The sequence below is a fragment of the Polaribacter sp. Asnod6-C07 genome (genome assembly GCF_045063625.1).
Taxonomy (GTDB): Bacteria; Bacteroidota; Bacteroidia; order Flavobacteriales; family Flavobacteriaceae; genus Polaribacter; species Polaribacter vadi_A.
In genome coordinates, this window is the sequence record NZ_JBEFOF010000005.1 from 2,936,420 (window position 1) to 2,951,021 (window position 14,602).

General features: G+C 28.9%; 16 protein-coding genes. 6 read left to right on the plus strand and 10 right to left on the minus strand.

From position 1 onward, the window contains the following. From ACJJVK_RS12715 to ACJJVK_RS12730, 4 genes are all read left to right on the plus strand, one after another. On the plus strand, positions 1-843 hold the full coding sequence (locus ACJJVK_RS12715) for a phytoene/squalene synthase family protein (protein ID WP_215995624.1): 843 nt from the start codon (positions 1-3) through the stop codon (positions 841-843). A 2-nt stretch (positions 844-845) separates the two neighbouring features. Continuing rightward, on the plus strand, positions 846-1,292 hold the full coding sequence (locus tag ACJJVK_RS12720; RefSeq protein WP_405566430.1) for a beta-carotene hydroxylase: 447 nt from the start codon (positions 846-848) through the stop codon (positions 1,290-1,292). Then, complete coding sequence (locus ACJJVK_RS12725; RefSeq protein WP_405566432.1) at positions 1,292-1,972, plus strand: lycopene cyclase domain-containing protein; 681 nt, start codon at positions 1,292-1,294, stop codon at positions 1,970-1,972. Before ACJJVK_RS12720 ends, ACJJVK_RS12725 begins: the two co-directional genes overlap by 1 nt. A gap of 436 nt (positions 1,973-2,408) precedes the next feature. Further along, on the plus strand, positions 2,409-3,125 hold the full coding sequence (locus ACJJVK_RS12730) for a 3-ketoacyl-ACP reductase (protein ID WP_405566434.1): 717 nt from the start codon (positions 2,409-2,411) through the stop codon (positions 3,123-3,125). Between the two features lie 116 nt (positions 3,126-3,241). Here ACJJVK_RS12730 and ACJJVK_RS12735 read toward each other — a convergent pair whose 3' ends face one another. Both ACJJVK_RS12735 and ACJJVK_RS12740 read right to left on the minus strand, forming a co-directional pair. Next, a complete protein-coding gene (locus ACJJVK_RS12735) occupies positions 3,242-3,970 on the minus strand; it encodes an esterase family protein (RefSeq protein WP_405566436.1) in 729 nt (242 codons plus the stop codon). A 33-nt stretch (positions 3,971-4,003) separates the two neighbouring features. After that, complete coding sequence (locus ACJJVK_RS12740; RefSeq protein ID WP_405566438.1) at positions 4,004-4,621, minus strand: GDSL-type esterase/lipase family protein; 618 nt, start codon at positions 4,619-4,621, stop codon at positions 4,004-4,006. A 233-nt stretch (positions 4,622-4,854) separates the two neighbouring features. On the opposite strand from ACJJVK_RS12740, the gene ACJJVK_RS12745 reads away from it, so the two are divergent. Together ACJJVK_RS12745 and ACJJVK_RS12750 are read left to right on the plus strand one after the other, a co-directional pair. Then, the gene (locus ACJJVK_RS12745; RefSeq protein WP_405566439.1) at positions 4,855-5,646 is read left to right on the plus strand and encodes a metallophosphoesterase family protein; all 792 of its coding nucleotides are present in this window, start codon (positions 4,855-4,857) and stop codon (positions 5,644-5,646) included. Positions 5,647-5,651: 5 nt separating this feature from the next. After that, entirely contained in the window at positions 5,652-6,248 is a 597-nt protein-coding gene (locus ACJJVK_RS12750) for a hypothetical protein (protein WP_405566440.1), read from the plus strand. A gap of 84 nt (positions 6,249-6,332) precedes the next feature. Here ACJJVK_RS12750 and argH read toward each other — a convergent pair whose 3' ends face one another. The 8 genes from argH to proC form a co-directional block, all read right to left on the minus strand. Then, on the minus strand, positions 6,333-7,607 hold the full coding sequence (gene argH, locus ACJJVK_RS12755; RefSeq protein WP_405566441.1) for an argininosuccinate lyase: 1,275 nt from the start codon (positions 7,605-7,607) through the stop codon (positions 6,333-6,335). A gap of 99 nt (positions 7,608-7,706) precedes the next feature. Continuing rightward, positions 7,707-8,774, minus strand: a complete 1,068-nt coding sequence (locus ACJJVK_RS12760) for a M20 family metallo-hydrolase (protein ID WP_405568374.1) — start codon at positions 8,772-8,774, stop codon at positions 7,707-7,709. Positions 8,775-8,776: 2 nt separating this feature from the next. Further along, positions 8,777-9,553, minus strand: coding sequence for an acetylglutamate kinase (gene argB / locus ACJJVK_RS12765; protein WP_405566442.1), 777 nt, complete (start codon positions 9,551-9,553; stop codon positions 8,777-8,779). Positions 9,554-9,631: 78 nt separating this feature from the next. Continuing rightward, positions 9,632-10,570, minus strand: a complete 939-nt coding sequence (locus ACJJVK_RS12770; protein WP_405566444.1) for an N-acetylornithine carbamoyltransferase — start codon at positions 10,568-10,570, stop codon at positions 9,632-9,634. A gap of 95 nt (positions 10,571-10,665) precedes the next feature. Continuing rightward, positions 10,666-11,430: a glutamate 5-kinase gene (gene proB / locus ACJJVK_RS12775; RefSeq protein WP_405566445.1), complete on the minus strand. Its 765-nt coding sequence runs from the start codon at positions 11,428-11,430 to the stop codon at positions 10,666-10,668. Between the two features lies 1 nt (position 11,431). Next, on the minus strand, positions 11,432-12,625 hold the full coding sequence (locus ACJJVK_RS12780; RefSeq protein ID WP_405566446.1) for a glutamate-5-semialdehyde dehydrogenase: 1,194 nt from the start codon (positions 12,623-12,625) through the stop codon (positions 11,432-11,434). 27 nt (positions 12,626-12,652) lie between these two features. After that, complete coding sequence (locus ACJJVK_RS12785) at positions 12,653-13,786, minus strand: aspartate aminotransferase family protein (protein WP_405566447.1); 1,134 nt, start codon at positions 13,784-13,786, stop codon at positions 12,653-12,655. A 4-nt stretch (positions 13,787-13,790) separates the two neighbouring features. Continuing rightward, a complete protein-coding gene (gene proC, locus ACJJVK_RS12790; RefSeq protein WP_405566448.1) occupies positions 13,791-14,582 on the minus strand; it encodes a pyrroline-5-carboxylate reductase in 792 nt (263 codons plus the stop codon). Positions 14,583-14,602: the final 20 nt, after the last annotated feature.

The following is a 14,602-nucleotide window of genomic DNA, read 5'->3' on the forward strand; positions in this document are numbered from 1 at the left end:
ATGAAAGAATTATTTGACAACGTTTCTAACAAGTGCAGCAAAATTGTTACCAAAAGTTATAGTACTTCATTTTCATTAGCGGTAAATATGTTATCACCCAAAATTAGGGTAGATATTTATAATATTTATGGTTTTGTACGTTTTGCTGATGAAATTGTAGATACCTTCCATAATTACAATAAAGAAGAATTAATGACGCATTTTGAGCGTGATTATTATATGGCAAAAAAACAAGGTATTAGTTTAAACCCTATTTTAAATTCTTTTCAGCAAACTGTTAAACGTTATAATATTCCTGATGAAATGGTGCAAGCTTTCTTAAAAAGTATGAAAGCAGATCTGCATAAAACACAATATCAAACCAAAGCTGAATACGATGAGTATATTTATGGTTCTGCAGATGTTGTTGGTTTAATGTGCTTAAAAGTTTTTGTTGATGGTAATGAAGAACAGTATGAACAATTAAAAGATGCAGCAATGCGTTTGGGTTCTGCTTTTCAAAAAGTAAATTTCTTAAGAGATTTAAAAGATGATTATGAAGTTTTAAATCGTTCTTATTTTCCAAATGTAGATTTAGGACAATTAAATGCCATTTCTAAACAAATAATTATTGATGAAATTGAGGCCGATTTTGATTACGCTTTTACCAACGGAATTTTAAAATTACCAGTAGAAGCTAAATTCGGAGTTTATATGGCTTTTAGATATTATAGAAGGTTGCTAAAGAAATTAAAAGCAGTACCTTCAGAAAAAATTATGGATACAAGAATTCGTATTTCAGATCCTATGAAAATAAATTTATTGGCTAGGAGTTATGTAAAATATAAATTGAATATTATTTAAAAATGTTTGTTTTAATCACTTTAGCAGTTTTTTTATTGATGGAAGGCATAACTTGGTGTACACACAAATATGTGATGCATGGTTTTGGATGGTTTCTCCACGAAGATCATCATGAACCTGGTTATCCTCACGTATTCGAAAAAAACGATGCTTTTTTTATTGTATTTGCAATACCAAGTATGGCATTATTTTATTTTGGTACGTACACAACACATACGTATTTATTTTTTATTGGTTTAGGAATTTTGTTTTACGGAATTGCTTATTTTTTGGTACATGATGTTTTAATTCATCAACGATTTAAATGGTTTAAAAAAACCAATAGTCGTTATTTAAAAGGATTAAGAAAAGCACATAAAATTCATCATAAAAATATGGGAAAAGAAGACAGCCAATGTTTTGGAATGTTGTTTGTACCATTTAAATATTTTAAAAAACCTAAAGCTTAGTGTTTTTATACCTGCTTTTAAATCTTGGGTCTTTTAGTATCCCTTTTGCATATTCTTTCGAAAAAAATATGCGATTCATAAAACATTGGAAAGCAGTTTTCTTATCATTAACCATAGTAGCAACCATTTTTCTAATTTGGGATGCTATTTTTACTGCAAATGGAGTTTGGGGTTTTAATCCTGATTATCATATTAATTTATTACTTTTTGGAATGCCAATAGAAGAGTGGCTTTTCTTTTTTTGCATTCCTTATGCAAGTATTTTTATTCATTATTCTTTAGCGTATTTTAAACCAGATTTATTAATATCAGAAAAAATTACAAAAGGAATTACACTTTTCTTCTTAGTAATTTTAATCCCTGTAATTTTTAAGAATACAGATAAAGCCTACACATTTGTAAATTATACATTTTTAGAATTTGTTTTGCTGATGGGTTTTTTCTTCGGATTAAAATATTTACAGAGATTTTATATCGCTTTCTTAATAATTTTAGTTCCTTTTTTTATTGTAAACGGAATTCTAACAGGTACAGGTTTAGAAGAGCCTGTAGTTTGGTATAACAATGCAGAAAATTTAGGTATTCGACTTTTAACCATACCAATAGAAGATATTGGTTATGCTTTTACTATGCTTTTTGGTAATGTTTTTCTGATAGAAAAGTTTAAGAAAAAATCTTAAAATAGAAATCTCTTTCAAGTTGAACTTGTTCAGCAATTTAATCAATAGAATTTTTATAATTCAAACCTACAAATTGAATTATAGTAATGTTTACTCACAAAATTAATGATGAAAATTTCTTAATTGTCAGTACTTTTTAATTAAAGTAAACAAAAAATAGTTAGTTATATTTATGTTAATGGTGTTGTAAAATATTTTATAGACCTTTAATACTAATTCCTAAAATTGTAGATTTAGAAAGAGGTTTATATGATAGTTCAGAAGACCATTATAAGGAGTAACACATTATTTTACGTTAATTTTTAAAGATGAAAATCCGAATGAAGTATATCTTTTTTATAAGGCGAATCAAAAAAAAATGTAAAAAAATAGGTTCAATTATTTTAGATGTTTTAGTTTTGGATAATTGGACAAAATAAAATTAAAATAAAAAGATATGAGTACTTTAAAAAGTAAAAAAGCAATAATTACTGGAGGTAGTAGAGGTTTAGGAAAAGCAACTGCTATTGCCTTTGCAAAAGAAGGTATTGATGTAGCAATTACTGGTAGAACAGAAAGTGTTTTAAAAGAAACTGTGACAGAATTAGAAACTTATGGAGTCAAAGCAACTTACGCAGTTTTTGATGTTGGTAATTATGAAGAAGTAAAAACTAATATTAAAACGGTTATTGATACTTTAGGAGGTGTAGATATTTTGGTAAACAATGCAGGTATTGCAGCAATAGGTTCTTTTATGGATATGGAAGTTGACGTTTGGAGCAAAATTATACAAACCAATGTTATGGGTATGTACTATGTTACCAAAGAAGTTTTACCACATTTAATAGAAAAAAACGAAGGTGATATTATTAATGTTTCATCTACAGCAGGGTTAAATGGTAATGCAAATATTTCTGCTTATAGTGCATCTAAATTTGCAGTAATTGGTTTATCAGAATCTTTAATGAAAGAAGTACGTAAACATAATATTAGAGTAAATACATTAACACCAAGTACAATAGAATCTGATTTAACAATCGATTTAGGAATGTTAGAAAAAGGTTCTGACCATGTTTTACAACCTGATGATTTTGCAGAATTAATTTTAGCAGGTTTAAAATTACCAAGAAGAGCAATGTTAAAAGGTGCTTCTTTATGGTCTACCAATCCTTAAAATTTAGATGATACTACAAACTTTGTAATCAATCATAAAATCTATCTGGCCATGATTTAGTATTCCTTTACCAACTGTAAAAGAATAGTCATGGCCTATTGATGGATAAATATATACTAAAGGTAAATTTTAACCATTTCTCTCCAATATCTGGCTTTGTGAGCTTCTTCTTCCCATTCAAATAATTGATGAGAAATTCCTTTTTCATTTAAAATATTAGACAAAGTATAGTTACTTTCTAAAAACGAATCTTCTTTACCAATAGGTAAAATTATATCCATTTTATTTAATTGTTCAATTAAATTTGAATCATCGAGATTTTTTAAATATTGATTTGGCATATTAAAATACACAAAATCATTATGAAAACCGCTTAATAAATCTCTAAAGTATCCTTTAGATTGTGTTAAATCATAACGTCCACTCATACCCACAACTTTGCAAAATAAATGCGGATGACGCATGGCAACATTAACTGCATGATAAGCGCCTAAACTACAACCAGCAGAAATTATATTAGGATTGTTGTTTATTAAATTGGCAAGAGGTAAAACTTCTTCTAACACATATTTTTCATATTGTATGTGTCTGTAAATTCTGTAACCAGGATGAGAAAAACTATTGTAAAAAGATTCTAAATCTACGCTATCTACACAGAATATTTGTAGATCTCCATTATTAATTTTATCTTCTAAAGATTTAATAACTCTCCAGTTTTCGTAATCATAAAAATGACCCATTCTAGGTGGAAAAAAAAGTACTTTAGCACCAGAATCACCAAAAACAAGTAATTCCATTTCTTTTTCTAGATTTGGACTAAACCACTTATGATATTCTCTTTTCATTAAGAAATTTTTGTAGTAAAGATAGTACCTAATCTATATTTCTTCAAGAATTTTTACAGGAAATATTTCTGAGTTTGCTTTTAAAGCATTTACTATCAATTCGTAACCTAAAGCATTAAAATGTAAACCATCTGCTTCGAAAAAGATACTATCTGGGTTTCCATTTTGGTCTAAGAATTTATCATAAATATCTATAAAGTATAAATTATCATCTTTAGTTGTTAAGTTTTTAATAATTGTGTTTGTATAACGAATACTACTTAACAAATGAAAACGAGCAATACTAGGCTTTATTGAAATAACAGAACATTTAATATTACCATATTTAGTTCTAATTTTAGTTATTAAATTTTCTAAATATAAATAAACTTCTTCTGGGTGTCTACCATCACCTAAATCATTATCACCTGCATAAATCACTATTGAATCTATATCGTCTAAATCTTTAAAAACACGATCAAAATACCAAGTACAAGCAGCTAAAGTAGAACCCCCAAAACCTAAATTTATAGGACTGTAATCTTTAAAAATTGTTGTTAAATCATTCCATAAAGTAAATGTTGAACTACCATAAAAAATCATTTTTGGTTTATACTCTAACTTATCTATCTCATTTCCTAAACGCTCAACATCATCATGGTACCAAAACATTTTATGTAGTATTTTTTAAAAATTAGTTTGCAAATATAAAATTTTAAAATTAAAGTGTATTCTTTTAATGAAATATCAATATAGATTATACTTTTGCGCCTGTTTTAATTCTATTGTAAATAGATATAATGTTAAATTTATTACTCATTTCAAAAATATGTAAGGTTATATTTTTATTACGTCTATTAGTCCTTTAGGAGAAATTTATTATAAAATATTAAATTAATTATTTAATGAAATTTATTAGAAATCTATTATTTATTGCAATAGCATTTACACTAACTACTTGCGATAATTTTTTTGAGTATAGTGTTTATGTTGCCAGTGTTAAATCAGAACAAAAGAATACAACAGCTAAAAATTTAGCATTTCTTAAAGATATTACGATTAGTTCTCAAGACTTTAAGTTTGCCTTTGTTACAGATGTACATTATTCTTATAATAATTTAAGAACTGTTATTGAGGATATTAACAAAAATGACGATATTTTATTTGTTGTTTTTGGAGGTGATATTGCAGATCAGGCTTTGTTAAAAGAGTTTGAGATTTTTTATGATATTATGAAAAACTTAAACAAACCTTATTTTACTGTAATAGGGAATCATGATTACAATTCAAACGGAAGTATTATTTATAATGAGATGTTTGGTGATTTCAATTATTCTTTTGTGTTTAATAATAACAAATTTGTGCTTTTTGATGATATTATTTGGGAAAGTGGTAAAGACCCAGATTTTGATTGGTTAGCAGATAATTTGAGTGATAATTTAAACTATAATCAAGTTTTTTCGTTTGCACATATACCAACTTATGTAAGTAGAGATTTAACCCCAGAAATGATAGAAACTTATCAAAGTTTAATGGAAGACAATAATGTTTCTCTTTCATTACATGGTCACACACACAGTTATTTTTATGAAGAAGGAGATGTAGATTATTTAATTGTACCATCATTAAAAGATCCTGTTTATGCAACAGTTCAAATTAAGGATAAAGATTTTAATGTAGAACTTATAGAATTATAATTAGAATGAAAAATAAAAGTATTTACCTATTAGTATTATTGGTATTGTTGTTTTCAAAATCTTATGGTCAAGAAGTTAATTTAGACAAAGAAAAAGCTTGGTATGTACCAGATTATGCAAAAGTTCAATTTGCAGGAAATATTGGTTTTGTTTCTCTTGGTGTTGGTTATCAGTTGTTTAATGAAGTGTTATATTCTGAGTTATTATATGGCTATGTGCCAGAATCTGCTTCTAAAGCAGACAGAATACATTTATTAACGATTAAAAATACGTTTCCTATTTACAGAAAAGAAATTGGAAAAGATTTAATAATTACACCAATTGCAGGTTTTACAACTTCTTATGAAATTGGTACAAATTCATTTACAACATTGCCAGAAATTTATCCAGAAGGGTATTATGTACCTAATGCTTTTCACTTTACGGTTTTTGGAGGTGCTTTATTGCATAAGGATTTTAAAAATAAAAAGATTTTTAGTGGAGTAGATTTTTATGTGGAAGCAAGTACAGTTGAAACCTATTTATGGTATACAATTACATCTAGTGAAGTTAAAGTAAACGATGTTTTTAGTGCAAGTATTGGTTTCAATTTTTATTTTTAAGATTGATAAAATCCAAAAATAAAAAATCCTAGTTTACATAATGTAGACTAGGATTTTTGTTATTGTTGATATTTTAAGAAGATATTATTTTGGGAATTTTTCTCTAATTTTTTCTAAGGATAAATTATGGATACTACCAACATGTGTATGTTGTTTCCCTAAATCTGGTTGGTAAGTTCCAGCTTGAACCTCACCTCCAATTTTTTGATAAGCTTCTCTAAAAGACATGCCTTCAACCACTAAATTATTAATGCTATCAACCGTAAATAAATATTGATATTTTTCATCATTCAAATCAATATCTTTTACAATTACTTGCTGAATTGAATAATTAAAAATATCTAAAATATCTTTTACATCTTCAAAAGCAGCAATGATGTTTTCTTTTAATAATTGAAAATCTCTGTGATAACCAGTTGGTAGATTATTGGTAATCATTACCATTTCTGTGTGTAAAGCTTGTATTTTATTACATTTTCCACGGATTAATTCAAAAACGTCAGGATTTTTCTTGTGTGGCATAATGCTACTACCAGTAGTTAATTCATCAGGAAACGTAATAAAACCAAAATTCTGACTCATATATAAACAAACGTCCATAGCAAAACGAGCCATTGTATTACATAAACCTCCTAAAGCAGTAGCTATAGAACGTTCGCTTTTTCCACGACTCAATTGTGCAGCCACTACATTGTATTTCATAGTTGCAAATTCTAATTCTTTGGTAGTTAATTCTCTATCAATAGGAAAAGAAGAACCATAACCAGCAGCAGAACCTAAAGGGTTTTGGTCGACAACTTTAGAAACGGCATTTAATACATAAACATCATCAATTAGTAATTCAGCATAAGCAGAAAACCACAATCCAAATGATGATGGCATTGCAACTTGTAAATGCGTGTAACCAGGTAATAAAGAATCTTTGTGTGTATTAGCTAAATTTAATAAAGTATCAAAAAGTGATTTTACTTTATCATTGACAACTGCTAAATTTTCTTTGTAATACAACTGTAAAGCCACTAAAACTTGATCATTTCTAGAACGAGCAGTATGTATTTTTTTACCAACTTCGCCTAATTTGTTGGTCAATTCCCATTCAATTTTAGAATGTACATCTTCAAAAGAAGGTTCAATTACGAATGTTCCGTTTTCTATATCTGATGCTAATTCGTTTAAGCCTTTTTTTAAGTCAGATAATTCATCAGCAGTAATAATTCCAATTGATTCTAGCATTATTGCGTGAGCTAGAGAAGCTTGAACATCATATTTTGCAATGTGAATGTCAATTTCTCTATCATTACCAACTGTAAAGTTTTCTATTTGTTTGTCTATTGAAAATCCTTTATCCCAAAGTTTCATATTTTCTATATTTTGTCATTCCTGTGCATGCAGGAATCTATTTTTATTTCTTACTTTTTTATTTTGAGATTCCTGCCTTCGCAGGAATGACAAACTTTATTAAACAATTACTCTATTCAATAATTCAACATAAATTTGTATTCCTTCTTCAATTTCTGCCAAATATATAAATTCGTTTGCAGAATGAGAACGTGTACTATCTCCAGGTCCTAATTTTAAAGATTGACAACTCAACACAGATTGATCAGAAAGGGTAGGAGAACCATAAGTTTCTCTTCCTATTTCAATTCCTGCTTTAACTAAATCGTGATTTATAGAAATTGACGATGAATTTAATCGTAAACTTCTAGGTGTTATAGTTGTGCAAGGAGATTGCTCTTGTAAAATATCTGCAATTTCTTGATTAGAATAGGCATCATTTACACGAACATCAACAACCAAATCTACGTGAGCAGGTACAACATTGTGCTGTTTACCCGCATTTATTTGAGTAACTGTCATTTTTACATCACCTAAAGCATCAGAAGATTTCTCGAATTTAAAATCTTTAAACCACTGTAAAACTTCAATAGTATTATAAATTGAATTGTTATCATTTGGATGTGCAGCATGACTTGGAGTTCCTTTTACAACTGCATCAAAAACCACCAAACCTTTTTCTGCAACTGCTAAATTCATTAAAGTTGGCTCACCAACAATAGCAACATCTATATGCGGAATTATTGGCAACATACTATTTAATCCATCAGGTCCAGAATTTTCTTCTTCTGCAGAGGCTACAATAACCAAATTGTATTTTAAGTTTTCTTGAGCGTAAAAATTGGTAAAAGTTGCCATTAAAGAAACTAAACATCCACCTGCGTCATTAGAACCTAAACCAAATAATTTACCATTTTCTACAAATGCATTTAAAGGGTCGTTTGTGTAGGCTGTGTTAGGTTTAACAGTATCATGATGTGAGTTTAATAATAAGGTTGGTTTGCTTTCATCAAAATATTTGTTGGTTGCCCAAACGTTATTTTTTGTTCTTTTAAACGGAATTTCAAATTCAGTAAACCAAGCTTCAATTAAAGTTGCAGTTTGGTCTTCTTCCGTTGAAAAAGATTGGGTTTCAATTAAATTTTTTAAAAGTGAAATTGCTTTTTCTGTTAATTTTTCAATAGTCATCATTATAATGTAATTGTTGTAAAATTATCGTTTTCTTTTGTTAGCATTGCTGTATTACCAATATGAACTTTTGTAACTCCGTTGTTTAAAGCATCAAAACAATTATCTAGCTTTGGAATCATTCCATCAGAAATAATTCCGTTTTCTAATAACTCTTTATAAGTTTCAGAATTGATGTTTTTTATTACCGAATTTTTATCAGAAAAATCTTGTAAAACACCATTTAATTCAAAGCAATAATAAATTGATGTATCATAAATATCACTCATTCCAACTCCAATTGTACTTGCAATTGTATCAGCATTTGTGTTTAGTAATTGCCCATTTCCATCGTGCGTAATTGCACAAAAAACAGGTGTAAAATCAGCTTGAATTAATTTATCAATAGAATTTGAAGCTACTTTTTTTACATCGCCCACAAAACCAAAATCAATATCTTTTACGGGTCTTTTATCTGATTTTATACTATTGATGTCTGCGCCAGTTAAACCAATCGCATCCACTTGTAAAGCTTGTAATTTAGCCACAATATTTTTGTTGACTAAACCTCCATAAACCATTGTAATTACTTCTAAAGTTTCAGCATCAGTAATGCGTCTACCATTTATCATTTTAGACTCAATACCTAATTTTGATGCAATGTGAGTTGCACGTTTTCCTCCTCCGTGAACTAAAATTTTATGTCCTTCAAGGTTATAAAATAGTTGTAAGAAAGCATTTAAAGAAGTTTCATCTTCTATGATATTTCCTCCTATTTTTATGATTGATAGTTTTTCCATTTTTCAAGTATCTGTCATTGCGAAGAATGAAGCAATCTCTTTATTAATTGACAGATTGCTTCGTATCTCGCAATGATTTTAGTTATTTTCTAATATTTTTTTCAATACCAATTGTGCTGCATAAGTTCTATTATTTGCTTGCTCAATAACCAAAGAACTATCAGAATCTAAAACAGCATCTTCTACTACAACATTTCTTCTAACAGGTAAACAGTGCATAAATTTAGCATCACCAATTTTATCTTTTGTAATGGTCCAATTTTCATTAACTTCTAAAAGTTGACCATAAGTTTCATAAGAACTCCAGTTTTTAGTGTATACAAAATCAGCATCTTTAAAAGCTTCTTCTTGGTTGTGATAAATAGGTGTATCTCTTGTTATTTCTTTGCTTAAATTATATCCTTCTGGATTTGCAATTACAAACTCAACATCCATTTTTTGCATTGCTTGTGTAAAACTATTAGCAACTGCGTGTGGCAACGTTTTAACATGAGGAGCCCAACTTAAAACAACTTTTGGTTTCTTTTTTGTTGCATTTTCAGAAATTGTAATTGAATCTGTTAAACCTTGTAAAGGATGCCCAGTTGCACTTTCCATACTTATAATTGGTACAGAAGCAAATTCTACAAACGAATTTAAAATTTGCTCAGATTCGTCTTTTTCTTTGTCTGTTAAACTTGGGAAAGCTCTTACAGCAATAATATCACAATATTGAGAAACTACAGCTGCAGCTTCTTTAATATGTTCTGCAGTATTACCATTCATAACTGTTCCATCACCAAATTCAATTCCCCAAGCATCACCAGAAACATTCATTACAATTGGATCCATTCCTAAATTTAACGCTGCTTTTTGAGTACTTAAACGCGTACGTAAACTTGAATTAAAAAATAATAAACCTAAAGTTTTGTTTTTACCTAACTCTTTGTTTGCAAGCGGATTTGCTTTGATTTCTTTAGCTTCATCAATCCAAGAATTGATGTTTTCAATGTCGTTAATGGATGTATAATGTTTCATTCTATTCTATTTTCCTGCAAGGTTTCCTATACCTTGTAGGTATTAATTCTTAATTTTATATACTCATAAAGTTTTTTTAACCTTGTAGTATTACTCTATTTTATTTTTGTAAACGGAACTTTATTTTCAAATGCATTTGTAATAAAGTTATCTTCTAAACCGTTTACAATCCATGTTTCTATATTTGCTTTTTTAGTTAAAGAAGCAGCTTCAATTTTAGATTCCATTCCTCCACTTCCATGAGTTGATTTAGAACTAACAACTTCTTTTCTTAAATCCTCAAAATTATCAACCTCTAAAATGGTTTTAGGAGCATTATTCTTGAAAGATTCTTTTGTGTAAATTCCATTTGTATTTGTGGCAATAATCAACAAATCTACATCTAATAAAGTAGCAGTTAAAGCTGCTAGTTTATCATTATCACCAAATTTAATTTCGTCTGTGGCAACAGTATCATTTTCGTTGATAATTGGTATGTAGTTATTGTTAACCAAAACATTTATGGTATTTACAATATTGGTTTTACTTTCTTGCTTTTCAAAATCTGAATAGGAGAGTAGACACTGAGAACTCAATAAACCATATTCTCTAAAAATTTCTTGATAAATTCTTATTAAATGAGGCTGACCAATTGAAGCCAAAGCCTGTTTTACAAAGACTTCTTCTTGTTTACTCTCTAATTTTACAAACTGTTTAGCCACAGCAATTGCGCCAGAACTTACAATAATAAACTCGCAAGAATCTTTCAGTTTTGCAATCTGATTTGCAATATCTTCAATTTTTCCTCTTGATATATTATTGGTTTCTTTAGTAAGCGTATTAGAACCTATTTTTAGTAATATGCGTTTCTTTTTTTGCATCTTATCTTATTTGTCCATTTCCATGAATATACCATTTGTTGGTTACCAAATGTTGTAAGCCAATTGGTCCACGTTGATGTAATTTGTCTGTACTAATTGCCAATTCTCCCCCTAAACCTAATTGACCACCATCAGTAAAACGAGTAGAAGCATTATGATAAACAGCAGCTGTATCTACGTTTTCCATAAAAAGTTTTGCTTCAGTTTCATTTTTGCTGATTATTGCTGCAGAATGTCCACCTGCATATTTATTAATCATAGCAATTGCAGCTTCATTTGATGTAATTTCTCCAATTACAATTTTGTAATCTAAAAATTCTTCATACCAAACTTCGTTGGATGAAATCTGTTCTAATTGATGATTTTTAGCCACAATTTCATCACCTAAAACCTGAATTTTAGCTTCATTTAATTTTGTAATTAATTTTTTGATGAATGTTTCTTTATCAACAAGATTTTCATCAATTAAAACTTTATCAACAGCATTACAAGCAGAAATTTTTGATTTTCCGTTTAAAATAATATCAATCGCAACCTCTAAATTTGCTTCTTTAGAAACGTACACAAAATTGTTTCCACGACCACTAATAATAACAGGACAAGTGGCGTGTTCTTTTACAAAAGCAATTAATCGTTCTCCACCTCTTGGCACAATTAAATCGACTTTTTGAGTTGGTTTTTCTAAAAATGCTTGTGTTTCTGTTCTATTAAATTGCAAATATTCTACCCAATCTGTTGAAGCATTGTGCTTTTTTAGTGCCTGATGCCAAAGTTCTACAATTTTTAAATTAGAATTTAAAGACTCTTTTCCACCTTTTAAAAGAATTTTATTACCCGATTTAAAAGCGATTCCTGCAGCTTCTACAGTAACATCTGGTCTAGATTCATAGATGATTAAAACTGTACCAAAAGATGCAGTTTTATTATAAACTTGCATTCCATTATCATGCTTAAAACTAAAACGCTCCACACCAACAGGATCTGCTTGAGAAGCCAAATGTTTGGCTGCTTTTATCATTTCATCAACCTTTGTATCATCCGCTTTTAAGCGATCGAACATAGAAATGTCATCACCTTTATAAGCTTCTAAATCTTTTTTATTGATGTTGATAATTGCTTCTCTATTTTCATCCAAAAGAGTTGCCATTGTTCGTAAAACTGCGTTTCTAGCTTCTATAGATAGTAAAGTATTCATCTTTTTATATTCTGAGTTTAGTTGAATTTATTCTTCTTCTAAAGCATCAACTAAAGCTTCAAAAAATTGATTGATATGATCTTTTCTAACGGTTAAAGGAGGTAAAATTCTTAACAATTTTTTATTCATTGCACCACCAGTAAAAATATGATAATCGTAAATTAATTTCTTACGTAAATCTCCTACTTCAAAATCAAATTCTAAACCTAACATTAAACCTTTACCTTTTATTTTTTTTATTTGAGGTATTGTTTTTGCCAACTTTAAAAAATAACAAGAAATTTCATTTACATTATCTATTAGTTTTTGTTCTTCAATAACATTTAGAACAGATAAACCAGCAGCACAAGCCAAATGATTACCACCAAAAGTAGTACCTAACATTCCGAATTTAGCTTCAATACTTGGGTGAATTAAAATTCCGCCAATAGGAAAACCATTTCCCATTCCTTTTGCAATAGAAATAATATCTGGAGTTACTTTATAATGTTGAAAAGCAAAGAATTTACCAGATCTTCCATAACCAGACTGAACTTCATCAGCAATAAGCATGGTATTATTTTCTTTACATAAAAGATCTAATTGTTCGTAAAAATCTGCAGTTGCTTCATCTAAACCACCTACACCTTGAATAAATTCTACAATAACAGCACAAACATCACCTTTTTCTAGTTCAATTTTTACAGCATCAATATCATTTAAATCTAAAATAGTAACTTTTTGCTGTGCGTTAATTGGTGCAATAATATTTTTATTATCTGTGGCAGCAACAGCAGCAGAAGTACGACCATGAAAACCATTTTTAAAAGCAATAACTCTACTTTTTTCTGTTTTAAAAGAAGCTAGTTTTAAAGCATTTTCGTTGGCTTCTGCCCCAGAATTACATAAAAATAATTCGTAATCTTTACAACCAGAAAGTGTTTCTAATCTATCTGCTAATTGTGTTTGTAGCGGATTTTGAATTGCATTAGAGTAAAAACCTAATTGATTAACTTGGTTTGTAATTGCTTCTACATATTTTGGATGTGCATGGCCAATAGAAATTACTGCATGACCACCATATAAATCTAAATATTCTGTGTTGTTTTCATCGTAAACATAAACTCCTTTACCAGAAACTGGGGTTACATTATAAAGAGGGTAAACATTAAATAGTGGCATAGTTTTATTTTTTTATTTGGTTAATCTTTTCGAAAGAAGCGTTAATACCTTTAATTAATGAAGAGCTTAAACCTTGGTGTTCCATTTCGTTTAATCCTTCTATTGTACAACCTCCTGGAGTAGTAACTCTATCTATTTCTGCTTCTGGGTGTTTACCAGATTCTTTTAACAAAGTGGCTGCTCCAAAACAGGTTTGCATTGCCAATTCATGTGCTTCATCTGGTTCAAAACCTAATTGAATTGCACCTTGTGTTGTTGCACGAATTAGACGCATCCAAAAAGCAATACCACTTGCACATATAACAGTTGCAGCTTGTAATTGCTCTTCAGGAATTTCTAAAGAAGTACCCAAACTGTTAAATATAGTTTTAGCTATGGTAACTTTTTCTTTTCCTTTTGTATTAGAAGAAATACAAGTCATAGATTGCCCAACAGAAGCTGCTGTATTTGGCATAGAACGAATAATATTTTTATCATTACCAACTATAGCTTCAATTTTATCAATAGAAAAACCAGTGATAACCGATATTATAACGTGATTTTCTTTAATAAGAGGTTTTAGATTTTTTAAAATACCATCAAAATGTCTTGGTTGTACTGCAAATATTAAAACACCAGCATTTTTAACTGCTTTTTCATTATCTGAAGTTAAAACAACTTCAGTATAAGCATTAAAATCGTTTAAAGATTCTAAATTTCGCTTGGTTAAATACAAGGTTTCTACAGTTTTACTTTTTAATAATCCTTTTCCTATAGATTGCCCTAAACTTCCTGCTCCAATAATTGCTACTTTCATAATTTTTTTGATTAACTACA

What these genes read in the sequence shown, in the direction of transcription:
- ACJJVK_RS12750 (WP_405566440.1), top strand. Translation starts at nt 5,652, where the DNA reads ATGAAAAATAAAAGTATTTACCTATTAGTATTATTGGTATTGTTGTTT.
- ACJJVK_RS12770 (WP_405566444.1), bottom strand. Translation starts at nt 10,570, where the DNA reads ATGAAACATTATACATCCATTAACGACATTGAAAACATCAATTCTTGG.
- ACJJVK_RS12745 (WP_405566439.1), top strand. Translation starts at nt 4,855, where the DNA reads ATGAAATTTATTAGAAATCTATTATTTATTGCAATAGCATTTACACTA.
- ACJJVK_RS12740 (WP_405566438.1), bottom strand. Translation starts at nt 4,621, where the DNA reads ATGTTTTGGTACCATGATGATGTTGAGCGTTTAGGAAATGAGATAGAT.
- proB (WP_405566445.1), bottom strand. Translation starts at nt 11,430, where the DNA reads ATGCAAAAAAAGAAACGCATATTACTAAAAATAGGTTCTAATACGCTT.
- ACJJVK_RS12730 (WP_405566434.1), top strand. Translation starts at nt 2,409, where the DNA reads ATGAGTACTTTAAAAAGTAAAAAAGCAATAATTACTGGAGGTAGTAGA.
- ACJJVK_RS12780 (WP_405566446.1), bottom strand. Translation starts at nt 12,625, where the DNA reads ATGAATACTTTACTATCTATAGAAGCTAGAAACGCAGTTTTACGAACA.
- ACJJVK_RS12720 (WP_405566430.1), top strand. Translation starts at nt 846, where the DNA reads ATGTTTGTTTTAATCACTTTAGCAGTTTTTTTATTGATGGAAGGCATA.
- ACJJVK_RS12760 (WP_405568374.1), bottom strand. Translation starts at nt 8,774, where the DNA reads ATGACTATTGAAAAATTAACAGAAAAAGCAATTTCACTTTTAAAAAAT.
- ACJJVK_RS12735 (WP_405566436.1), bottom strand. Translation starts at nt 3,970, where the DNA reads ATGAAAAGAGAATATCATAAGTGGTTTAGTCCAAATCTAGAAAAAGAA.
- proC (WP_405566448.1), bottom strand. Translation starts at nt 14,582, where the DNA reads ATGAAAGTAGCAATTATTGGAGCAGGAAGTTTAGGGCAATCTATAGGA.
- argH (WP_405566441.1), bottom strand. Translation starts at nt 7,607, where the DNA reads ATGAAACTTTGGGATAAAGGATTTTCAATAGACAAACAAATAGAAAAC.
- argB (WP_405566442.1), bottom strand. Translation starts at nt 9,553, where the DNA reads ATGGAAAAACTATCAATCATAAAAATAGGAGGAAATATCATAGAAGAT.
- ACJJVK_RS12785 (WP_405566447.1), bottom strand. Translation starts at nt 13,786, where the DNA reads ATGCCACTATTTAATGTTTACCCTCTTTATAATGTAACCCCAGTTTCT.
- ACJJVK_RS12715 (WP_215995624.1), top strand. Translation starts at nt 1, where the DNA reads ATGAAAGAATTATTTGACAACGTTTCTAACAAGTGCAGCAAAATTGTT.